The organism is Christensenella sp. (assembly GCF_034927525.1).
Taxonomy (GTDB): Bacteria; Bacillota; Clostridia; order Christensenellales; family Christensenellaceae; genus Christensenella.
This window is the reverse complement of sequence record NZ_JAYFPU010000228.1, coordinates 1-10,553: the sequence shown is the minus strand read 5'-3', so window position 1 is coordinate 10,553 and position 10,553 is coordinate 1. Positions and strand designations below refer to the sequence as shown.

Annotated in this window: 14 protein-coding genes; all 14 read left to right on the top strand. The window is 56.6% G+C overall.

The genetic code is table 11. The features are described 5' to 3' along the window. A partial coding sequence (locus tag VB081_RS09580; RefSeq protein WP_323400597.1) for an aldehyde dehydrogenase family protein occupies positions 1 to 1,096 on the top strand: 1,096 nt, incomplete at its 5' end. A gap of 10 nt (positions 1,097 to 1,106) precedes the next feature. Further along, positions 1,107 to 2,417, top strand: coding sequence for a 4Fe-4S dicluster domain-containing protein (locus VB081_RS09575; RefSeq protein WP_323400596.1), 1,311 nt, complete (start codon positions 1,107 to 1,109; stop codon positions 2,415 to 2,417). Then, positions 2,414 to 2,962 carry a BMC domain-containing protein gene (locus tag VB081_RS09570; RefSeq protein WP_323400595.1) on the top strand — a complete coding sequence of 183 codons (549 nt, stop codon included), beginning with the start codon at positions 2,414 to 2,416 and terminating at the stop codon, positions 2,960 to 2,962. Before VB081_RS09575 ends, VB081_RS09570 begins: the two co-directional genes overlap by 4 nt. A 24-nt stretch (positions 2,963 to 2,986) precedes the next feature. Beyond that, on the top strand, positions 2,987 to 3,289 hold the full coding sequence (locus VB081_RS09565; protein ID WP_323400594.1) for a BMC domain-containing protein: 303 nt from the start codon (positions 2,987 to 2,989) through the stop codon (positions 3,287 to 3,289). Continuing rightward, on the top strand, positions 3,289 to 3,555 hold the full coding sequence (locus tag VB081_RS09560) for a EutN/CcmL family microcompartment protein (RefSeq protein WP_323400593.1): 267 nt from the start codon (positions 3,289 to 3,291) through the stop codon (positions 3,553 to 3,555). The genes VB081_RS09565 and VB081_RS09560 overlap by 1 nt, the downstream gene beginning before the upstream one ends. A gap of 31 nt (positions 3,556 to 3,586) precedes the next feature. Then, complete coding sequence (locus VB081_RS09555) at positions 3,587 to 3,862, top strand: BMC domain-containing protein (RefSeq protein WP_323400592.1); 276 nt, start codon at positions 3,587 to 3,589, stop codon at positions 3,860 to 3,862. Between the two features lie 3 nt (positions 3,863 to 3,865). Then, positions 3,866 to 4,153: a EutN/CcmL family microcompartment protein gene (locus VB081_RS09550; RefSeq protein WP_323400591.1), complete on the top strand. Its 288-nt coding sequence runs from the start codon at positions 3,866 to 3,868 to the stop codon at positions 4,151 to 4,153. A gap of 9 nt (positions 4,154 to 4,162) precedes the next feature. Beyond that, positions 4,163 to 4,909: a deoxyribose-phosphate aldolase gene (gene deoC, locus VB081_RS09545; RefSeq protein ID WP_323400590.1), complete on the top strand. Its 747-nt coding sequence runs from the start codon at positions 4,163 to 4,165 to the stop codon at positions 4,907 to 4,909. 30 nt (positions 4,910 to 4,939) lie between these two features. Next, positions 4,940 to 5,929: a sugar-binding transcriptional regulator gene (locus VB081_RS09540; RefSeq protein WP_323400589.1), complete on the top strand. Its 990-nt coding sequence runs from the start codon at positions 4,940 to 4,942 to the stop codon at positions 5,927 to 5,929. After that, entirely contained in the window at positions 5,926 to 6,984 is a 1,059-nt protein-coding gene (locus VB081_RS09535; RefSeq protein ID WP_323400588.1) for a galactitol-1-phosphate 5-dehydrogenase, read from the top strand. The genes VB081_RS09540 and VB081_RS09535 overlap by 4 nt, the downstream gene beginning before the upstream one ends. Positions 6,985 to 6,990: 6 nt before the next feature. Continuing rightward, on the top strand, positions 6,991 to 8,028 hold the full coding sequence (locus VB081_RS09530) for an alcohol dehydrogenase catalytic domain-containing protein (protein WP_323400587.1): 1,038 nt from the start codon (positions 6,991 to 6,993) through the stop codon (positions 8,026 to 8,028). Positions 8,029 to 8,140: 112 nt separating this feature from the next. Further along, the gene (gene deoC / locus VB081_RS09525; protein ID WP_323400598.1) at positions 8,141 to 8,884 is read left to right on the top strand and encodes a deoxyribose-phosphate aldolase; all 744 of its coding nucleotides are present in this window, start codon (positions 8,141 to 8,143) and stop codon (positions 8,882 to 8,884) included. A gap of 30 nt (positions 8,885 to 8,914) precedes the next feature. Then, on the top strand, positions 8,915 to 9,958 hold the full coding sequence (locus VB081_RS09520) for an NAD(P)-dependent alcohol dehydrogenase (protein WP_323400586.1): 1,044 nt from the start codon (positions 8,915 to 8,917) through the stop codon (positions 9,956 to 9,958). Between the two features lie 58 nt (positions 9,959 to 10,016). Next, the coding region (locus tag VB081_RS09515; protein ID WP_323400585.1) for a sugar ABC transporter substrate-binding protein at positions 10,017 to 10,553 on the top strand (537 nt) is incomplete at its 3' end.

Below are 10,553 nucleotides of genomic sequence, written 5' to 3'. Positions count from 1 at the left end.
AACGCCGGGCTTAGAAGACCTGCATACGCAGGCATACAGCGGGGACGATGGATTGACGATCGTTGAGGGGGCGCCGTTTGGGGTGATCGGCTCGATCACGCCGTCCACCAACCCAACGAGCACGGTGATCAACAACTCAATCAGCATGATCGCGGCGGGCAATGCAGTGGTTTTTAACCCGCACCCGGCGGCGAAGCAATCGTCGCAGGAGGCGATGCGGATTTTGAACGAAGCGATCGCCGCGGCGGGCGGGCCGGGGACGCTGATCACGACGGTGAAGGAGCCCACACTTGAGAGCGGACAGGTGATCATGAACCACAGGGACGTGAAGATGCTGTCCATCACGGGCGGTGAAGCGGTGGTGGCCGTGGCGATGAAGACCGGAAAAAAGGTAGTGGCGGCAGGGCCGGGCAACCCGCCTGTGATCGTGGACGATACGGCAGTGATCGCGCGTGCGGCAAAGGACATCGTGGACGGCGCGAGCTTTGACAACAACGTACTGTGCGTGGCGGAAAAGGAAGTGTTTGCCTTTGCAAACATCGCGGACACCCTGATGAGTGAAATGGAGAAAAATGGCGCTTACCGCGTATCCGGCGGCGACATCGACAAGATCGTGAACACGGTGCTTGAGAAAAAAGACGGGAATTATGTCATTAACCGCAAATTTGTGGGGCGTGATGCAAAATACATTTTGGCGGAGAGCGGGGTCACATATAGTGGACAGCCGCGGCTGGTGATCGCGGAGGTCACGGCGGAGCATCCGTTTGTGACGGTAGAGATGCTGATGCCTGTGCTGGGCATCGTGCGTGTAGCGGGCATCGACGAAGCTGTGGACGAGGCGTTCCGTGTGGAGCACGGGTGCCAGCATTCGGCGCTCATTCATTCGACGAACATCCACAACATGTCGTTGGCGGCGTCGGTGATGAACACGACGATTTTCGTCAAGAACGCACCGTCTTACGCGGGGCTTGGATTTGGTGGTGAAGGATATGCGACGCTGACGATCGCCACGCCGACGGGCGAAGGGCTGACGAGCGCGAAGACATTCACGCGTGCGCGGCGGTGTGTGCTCAAGGGCGACTTGCGCATCATTTGAGGAAAAGGACATGGACATCATAGAAAAGATACGCGATGCGGGCGTTGTAGGCGCGGGCGGCGCGGGATTTCCGACGCATGTGAAGGTGAATTGCCGTGCGGAATACGTGATCGGCAACGGCGCGGAGTGCGAACCGCTGCTGCGTGTAGACCAACAGGTGATGGCGGCTATGGCGGACGAAGTGGTAGCCGGCGTGCAGCTGGTGATGCAGCAGGTAGGCGCAGAGCACGGAGTGATCGCTTTAAAGGAACACTACCATGACGCGGTGGTGGCGCTTGGGAAGGCATGTAAGGACACAAAGGTGCGGCTGCATCTGATGAAAAGTTACTACCCTGCGGGTGACGAGCAGGAGATGGTATACGAGATCACGGGGCGGGTAGTGCCGACAGGCGGATTGCCGCTTGACGTGGGTGCGGTGGTATGTAATGTGAGCACACTGGCGGGTATTGCCCGGGCGACAGAAGATATTCCGGTGACGCAAAAGTATGTGACAGTGGGCGGCGCGGTCAAAAATCCGAGGACAGTGCTTGCACCTATCGGTATTTCAGGAGAAGCGCTGATCGCGGCGGCGGGCGGTGTGACGAGCGAATGCGTATACATCATCGGCGGGCCGTGTATGGGCAGGGTGAGTGAAACGGCAGATATCCCTGTAACAAAGACGACGGGAGGGCTGCTGGCTATCCCCAAAGGGCATCCGCTGCTCGCTCAAAAGGACACGCGCATGAATGTGCAGATGATCCAGGCGGTGTGCTGCCAGTGCTCGATGTGCACGCAAATGTGTCCGCGAAACGCGCTGGGATTGAATGTGCAGCCGCACAAGGCGATGCGGGCGGTGGCGCAGGGGGTTGACCTGCTGGGGCAGAGTATGAACGGGATATTCTCGTGCTGCGACTGCGGGATATGTACATACTATGCGTGCAACTTTGGCCTGAAGCCGTCGCAGGTGATGCAGCGGTTCAAGGCAGAGATGATGACAGCGGGGGTACGGCCGAAGAAGGAAGTATATACCGAAGCCGATCCGACGCTGAACGAAAAGAAGCTGCCCGTGTCGCGGCTGGTGTCGCGGTTGTGGCTGGGTGAATACGACGTAGCTGCGCCGATGGATATGCAGCCGATGCAAACGCAGCGGGTGGACATACCCCTGAAAATGCACGTGGGCGCGCCGGCGGTGCCGGTGGTAAAAGCAGGCGACCACGTACAACAGGGAACGCTTATTGCGGACATACCGGAAAAGGCGCTGGGGGCAAAGGTACATGCGAGTATCACAGGTACGATCGAAAGCGTGACAGAGGACAGGATACGGATACGGAGCGGCAAATGAGATATTCATTGGGAATGATAGAAGTGGTGAACATACCGGCAGGGATGCAGGCGGCGGACGCGATGATGAAAGCGTCGGCGGTGGAGCTTGTGTACGCACAGCCGGTATGTGCAGGGAAATATATAGCGGTGGTGAGCGGAGACGTGGCGGCAGTGGAGGCGAGCGTGAAGGCAGGCCTCAAAACAGCGGGAGCGCGGCTCATCGACAGCGTGGTCATCGCGGGGGTACACGAACAGGTGCCGCAGGCGATCAGCGCGTGCAGCGATGTGGGCCGTGTGCAGGCAGTGGGCGCGATGGAAACGTTCTCATTGTGCGCGGCGGTGCTCGTGGCAGACGCGGCGGTAAAGGCGGCGGATGTAGACCTCATCGAGGTGCGGCTGGGACGCGGCCTTGGCGGTAAGTCGTTCATCACGATGACAGGGGACGTGGCCGCGGTAGAGGCGGCGGTGAAGGCAGGAATCTCTGTGCCGGAGGCGCAGGGGCTCATATCCGGAAGCGTGGTGATACCGTCACCGCATCCGGGAATCGTAAGGACATTCATTTAAATATATTTGGGAGGAAAACAGGAAATGTCAAAAGAAGCTTTGGGAATGGTAGAAACAAAAGGACTGATCGGGGCGATCGAGGCGGCGGACGCGATGGTGAAGGCGGCGAATGTGTCGCTGGTCGGCAAGCAGCAGATCGGATCGGGGCTGGTGACGGTGATGGTACGCGGAGACGTAGGCGCAGTGAAAGCGTCGGTCGATGCGGGCGCGGCGGCAGCCAAACGGGTAGGCGAGGTGTACGGGGTACACGTGATCCCCAGTCCGAACGGCGAGGTGGAGAGCATTCTGCCCAGAGTGGCAAAGGCAGCGCCGGTCGCTGCGAAGTAATGTACACGGGGGAGGTCGCAGGCTGTGTGATAGCGACCGCAAAGGACGAGAACCTGGAAAACATCCCGCTGTTGGTCGTGAGATTGATCGAGAACGGGGAGAAGAAAGGGTGCATCGTGGCGGCGGACGCGACACGGCAGGCGGGCAGAGGAGATTTTGTATACCTGATCGGCTCGAAGGAAGCGGCGCGGATGTTCCGCAAGCAGTATACGCCTGTGGACGCGGCGATCGTGGGGTTCATCGACAGGTATATGGAAAATATGTAACAAACAACAAAAAGAAACGAGGGAAACAACAATGGATAAGCAGGCACTGGGAATGGTGGAGACAAAGGGATTGATCGGCTCGATCGAGGCGGCGGACGCGATGGTGAAAGCGGCGGATGTGAAGCTGGTTGGCAAGGAACAGATCGGATCGGGACTTGTGACGGTGATGGTACGCGGGGACGTAGGCGCTGTGAAAGCTGCCGTTGACGCGGGCGCTGCCGCCGCAAAGAGGATCGGAGAGCTGTACGGCGTGCATGTGATCCCCAGCCCGCACAACGATGTGGAAATGATCCTGCCCGGGAAGTAAGGGATGAGGATCGCGAGGGTGGTAGGCAACGTAGTATCTACCATCAAGGACGAAACATATTATGGGTACAAGCTGATGATCGTCGCGTACTTAAACGAGAACGGCGAGCCGGAGGGCGTACGGCACATTGCCTTTGACGCGGCACAGGCCGGGGTGGGCGATGTGGTGCTGGTGAATGTGGATGGCGGCGCTGCCAACATGTTTTTGGACCCTGACATCATTGCGGATCTGACCATCTGCGGGGTGGTGGACCACTATACCTACGCGGGGCGCACGACACAGCTCAACTAAGAGGGATATATGGATATACAGAAGATCGTACAGGAAGTAATGCAGGAGATGGGAACACAGCAGGCCGGGGCTCCGCAGGCGTATTGCCCGCAGGGGTTTGAGGTGCCCGCGCATCTTGAGCATTCCCTGCTGAACCCGGACATGACCGAAGAAAAACTGCTGGAAGAATGTCTGGTGGCGCGCAGATGCTGCGTGGCGGCCGTATGTGTGGCGCCGTACTATGTGAGCGCCGCGGCACAGGCGCTGCGCGGATCGGGGGTGGCGGTATGCGCTGCGATCGGATTCCCGCACGGGGCGATGTCCGGGGCGGCGAAAATTGCGGAGGCGCGCGAGTGCATCAGGAATGGCGCGACAGAGTTAGACGTCGCCGTCAACATTCTGGCGGTAAAGTCCGGACACATGGCGGACGCACGCGCGGAGCTTGAGCAGGTAATGGACATTGCGCGCGGCAAGGCAAAGGTCAAGGCGGTGTTTGAGCACAGCGTATATACGGACAGCGAAAAGGCTGCGGTGCTGCACATGGCAAAGGGCTGCGGCGTGGAGTTTGTGAAGATACAGAACGTTCTCAGCGGCAAGGGCGCGGAGGCGGAGGATATCTGCTATGCAAAGAATATCCTCGGCAGCAATGTGGACATCAAGATCGATGGCGGCGTGAAGACGCTGGAGCAGGCGATGACGCTGCTTGATGCAGGCGCACAGCGCATCGGCCTTACCGCAACGAAGGCTGTCTCGCAGCAGGCGCTGCAAAAGAGATAAGAGCTCAATTTGATACGGGAGAACGGGATATTGGCAAAGGATATGGAACGCAGCGAACTGAACCTGATGCTTAGTATCGTCAGGAAATATTATGAGCTTGGCATGAACCAGGAGCAGATCGCGGAAGAAGAGTTCATCTCCAAATCTTCCGTCTGCCGCCTCATCAAAAAGGCGCAGAAAAACGGATTGGTAAAATTTCAGATCAATTATCCGATCGAATCGATACGGACACTGGAAAAAGAATTCCATGAAATGTTTGAGCTGGATAAGGTATTCATTACGCCCGCCTATACACAGGACGCGGATATCCGTCTGCAGGATACGTGCAGGACGGTGGCGGGCGACCTTTGCAAGATCATCAAAGCGGATGATATCGTGGGCGTTTCGTGGGGGACGACCATGGAGCAGATCGCGAATATCACCATGAATATGCAAAATGCGAAGAAATGTTCCAAGGTCGTTTTAATGAACGGATCGTTAGCGGGAGACATTGGTTCTACAAAATCCAGCCAAATCGTTGAACAATTCTCGCAATGCTTTAACGCACAGGGATTTTTGCTTCCGGTTCCGCTGGTTGTGGACAACTGCAGGATCGCAGAAGCGATCCAGATGGATTCCCATGTGAAATATGTGCTGGATATGGCGCGTAACGCGCAGCTTTCCGTCGTCAGTATCGGCGCGGTATCTTATCAATCGGTGCTGCGAACGCGCAGCGCGTATACCAAAGCGGAATATGACGAGATCGTTGCGCTGGGCGCGGTGGGAGATATTGCAGGCAGATGTTTCGATATCAACGGAAAAGAAGTCGGCAAGCATGTTATGGACAGGCTGATCGGCTTGAAGCTTAATGAACTGAACAAGAAAAAGGTCAGGATTGGCGTAGCTGTGGGAAATCATAAAGTGAATGCAATCATTGGCGCGCTGCGCGGCGGGTTGATCAATCGTTTTTATACGGATGAGGTCACCGCGCAGGAAGTGATCAGAATTTTTAAAAATATGCAAAGAGAGGGAACAAAATGAAAGCAGTGAGGATGTATAAGCCGGGAGACTTACGAGTGGAAGATGTGGAAAAACCAATACCCACGGACGACGAGGTGCTCTTAAAGGTGATGGCGTGCGGGGTGTGCGGATCAGATATCCCGCGGGTGAATACCTATGGAGCGCATATCGCGCCGCTCACGATCGGGCATGAGTTTTCCGCCCGCGTGGAGCAGGTGGGAAAAAACATAAAGGACTTCAAGGTGGGAGACCGCGTGACAGTGCCGCCACTGATGCCGTGCTACCAGTGCGAATGGTGTGAAAAAGGACTGTATTCGCTGTGCGAGAATTATGATTACTTTGGCTCGCGGCGTGACGGTGCGATGGCGGAATATGTGTGCGCGCCCGAAGCAAATCTATTGAAGCTGCCGGACAATGTAGACTATATCGACGCGGCGACGACCGACCCGTGCGCGAACGCGATCCACGGCTTGTGCCAGGCGCGTGTGCAGGAGGGAGACACCGTGTGCATCTATGGTGCGGGGCCGATCGGCCTGTTCGCCATCCAGTGTGCAAAGGTGTTTGGGGCAAAGACAGTGATCGCCATAGACCTTGGGGACAGGAAGCTGTCCATCGCCAAAGAATGCGGTGCGGATCATATCATAGATTCGAAGGAACAGGACGCGGTTGCAGCCATAAGGGAGATCACGAACGGCGAGATGGCGGACGTGGTGGTAGACTTCACAGGTGCGCCGCCGGCGCAAATCAATGCAATAAACTCGGCAGGCAAGATGGGGCGTGTGGCGCTGGTCGGGATCTCGCACAAGGGACTTACGCTTGGCGAGAAGGAAGTGGACAACATCATGCGCGGGCAGATCTCGCTGATCGGGTCGTGGAACAGCTTCACAAAGCCGTTCCCGGGATATGACTGGACAGAATCGATCAAGCTGTTTGCACAAGGCAAGATCACTTCCAAACCGATGATCAGCCATAAGCTGCCCTTAGAGGACGCGCCGGAGATATTCAAACAGATCGCGGCGGGTGGATTGTTCTTCAACAAGATATTGTTCCTGCCCCACGGCGAAGAGATGGAGTGAGAAAAGATGCTTGCATGTATATACAATGACGAAGGAAAGATGGAGCTGACAGAAAAGGAGAAACCGCGCGCGAAGCAGGATACGGCGGTGATCCGCGTGCTGGCGACATCCATCTGCGGGACGGATTTCCGGACGTACGTTTATGGAAGCGGCAAGATCAGCCCGGGCACGACGCTCGGACATGAGATGTGCGGCGAGATCGTGGACATCGGCAGCGGCGTTGAGGGCTTTTCGCTGGGAGACATCGTGACGGTGACGCCGGCCTTAGGGTGCGGACAGTGCCGGATGTGCAAGAAAGGGCACACGAATATGTGTGACAACTTGGAGACGCTGGGCTTCCAGTATGACGGCAGTTTTGCGGAATACATGGAAATTCCCGCCCGCTTCTTTGAGATGGACAGTGTGAACCATGTGCCGGACGGCGTTGCGCACGCGGATGCGGCGCTGGCGGAGCCCATAGCCTGCGCGGTCAACGCACAGGAGTTCCTTCACATCGAGCAGGGAGACTATGTGGCCATTTTCGGGTCGGGATTCATCGGCTGTATGCACGCGGAGCTTGCGTTTGCTTCGGGCGCGGACAAGGTGATCATGATCGAGCCAAACGAGGCGCGCAGGGCTGCGGCGAGCGAGTTGGTACCGAACATCTGTATGCTTGCAGGCGGTGAGAAGCTTGTGGAACAGGTGATGGAGCTGACGGACGGGCGTGGCGTGGATGTGGCGATCGTGGCGTGCTCGGTGGGCGCGGCGCAAACGGACGCGATGAAGATCGCAGGCAAGCGGGGCAGGGTGAGCCTGTTCGGCGGGCTGCCGGGCGACGGCTGTGGATTTATCGACAGTAACATCATCCATTACAAGGAGCTGGGGGTGTACGGCGTACACGCGTCGACGACGCTGCAAAACAAAAAAGCGCTTGCATGGATCGAGCAGGGCAAGATAGACGCGGGCAAGTTCATTACCAGAAAGTATCCGCTCAGCGACATTCTGGAAGCGCTGGAGGATATACGGACAAAGGGGATCATGAAGGCAGTCATCAGCTTTGAATGACGGGGAGGAAAGAAACGATATGGATATCAATGAGATCATAAGACAGGTCACACAGGAAGTGTGCGCAAAGTATATGGACGACAAAACGCCGGGGGCGCAGGGCGGCGGGGAGATGTCGCCCGCTTCGATGGCAAAATACATCGACCACACCATCTTAAAGCCGGAAGCGTCGTTAGACGACGTACGCAAGGTATGTGAGGAAGCGAAGAAATACCAGTTTGCGAGTGTGTGCGTGAACCCGAGCTACATCAGGTTTGTGGCAGATAACTTAAACGGCAGCGGGGTAACGCCGTGCTGCGTGATCGGGTTCCCTTTGGGGGCGTGTACGCCTGAAGCAAAGGGGAACGAGGCGGCGGACGCGGCAAGCAATGGCGCCAAGGAAGTGGATATGGTGATCAACGTGGGCGCAATCAAGTCCGGCGACTGGCAGCTTGTGAAGCGCGACATCGAAGCGGTCGTGGGTGCGGTACGCGGCAGGGCGATCGTCAAGGTGATCATTGAGACGTGCCTGCTGACCGACGAAGAGAAGGTGAAGGCGTGCGCGATCTCTAAGCTTGCGGGCGCACACTTTGTGAAGACGTCGACAGGGTTTTCCAAGGGCGGCGCTACGGTAGAAGACGTGAGGCTGATGCGCGAGACGGTCGGGCCGGAAATCGGCGTGAAGGCGTCGGGCGGCGTGAAGACATACGAGGACGCTGTGGCGATGGTACAGGCGGGCGCAAGCAGGCTGGGCACGAGCTCGGGCGCGGCGATCGTATCCGGCGGCGGAGCGGACACGCACAAGTGTGTGAACTGCGGCGCGTGTAAGCAGACTTGTCCTACGGGCAATGCTACCATCGTTAAGAATTGTTATTGAGCGGTATGAAAACCAGGAGGTAGATGGAAGATGGGTACAAGAAAAGCAGCGGTGATGCAAGGGATCGACGACGTAGCGGTCATGCAAATCCCGATGCCCGAAGGCAAGCTCGACGCGACAGATGTGCTGGTGCGCATCAAGGCGGTGGGCATATGCGGATCGGACATCCACTTTTATAAGGACGGACGAATCGGCGATATGATCATTACACCGCCGCACATATTAGGGCATGAAAGCGCTGGGGAGATCGTTGAGATCGGATCTGCAGTCAGCAACCTCAAGGTGGGCGACCGCGTCGCGGTAGAGCCACAGCGGCCTTGTTGGTCGTGCGAATACTGCCAGAACGGCGATTATCATTTATGTAAGCAGATGCAGTTCATGTCTGCGCCGGCAGAAGGCGCGTTCGTGGAATATGCGGTGCGCCCCGCAAATATGTGCTTTAAGCTATCGGACGACACATCCTTTGGCGAGGCAGCGATGGCAGAGCCTTTGGCAGTCGCGCTGCAGGCGCTGAAACGGGGAAACGTGTGCGGCGGGCAGACAGCGGCGATCCTTGGCGCGGGGCCGATCGCACTTGCGATTTTGATGGCGTGCAAAGCGTTTGGATGCACCGACGTTTATGTGACGGATATGGTGGATTACCGTCTTGAAAAAGCGATGGAAATGGGCGCATCCGCTACCTTTAATATCACGAGCTGCGACTATACGGAAGAAATTTTAAAAGCGACAAATGGGCGCGGCGTGGATGTGGTGTTTGATACGACGGCGCATCCGTCCACCTACAAAACGATGCACAAGATCGCCATCAGAGGCGGATACCTTGTGTTGGTGGGCATGGGGCCGGATGAATATTATGAAGTCAATATTGCGGCGATCCGCGACAATGAAAACGTACTGACGGGCTTGTTCCGCTATAACAATCTGTACAGAAAAGCGCTGGCGCTGATCGCGAGCGGGCAGTGTGATGTGAAGCAGTTGATATCGCACCGCATGCCCATCGAAAAAATCGCGGAAGCATTTGATATCGTACACGATAAAAAAGACGGTGTTATAAAAGTACTGATTGAAATTTAATATCAAAATTTTTTGAAGTTTCACCATCAAGTGAAATAAAAAATAGGAGGAAAGAAAGATGAAAAAAAGAAACACAGTCATTCTGGTTGCATTGCTTTTGGTAGCAGTCATGGCGTTTACCGCTTGCAGCAGCGGCGGAGGCGCGACAACGAGCACCGCGCCCAGCGAGTCTGCGGCGGCTTCGGAAAGCGCGGCAGCGTCTGACGCGCCAGCGGCATCTGAGGAAGCGAAAACGGATGGCGACAAAACGTTCAAGGTCGGTTATGCCAACAAAACACTCAACAATCCTTACTTCGTTGCGCTTGACGCGGCATTGAAGCAGGAAGTGGAGGCGCGCGGCTGGCAGTACACGAGTCTTGATGCAAAAGAAGACATTGCGCAGGAACAGAAAAACATGGAAACGTTCGTTTCGCAGGGTTTTGACCTCATTATCATGAACTGCATCGATTCCAAGGCGGCGCTGACATCCATTGACGCGGCGACAAAAGCGGGCGTGCCGGTCATCAACGTAGACAACGCACCCGACCTTTCCGCAAACAACATCACATCCGTATTCTCTGACAACTTGAACAACGGACGTGCAGTCGGCCTCTAT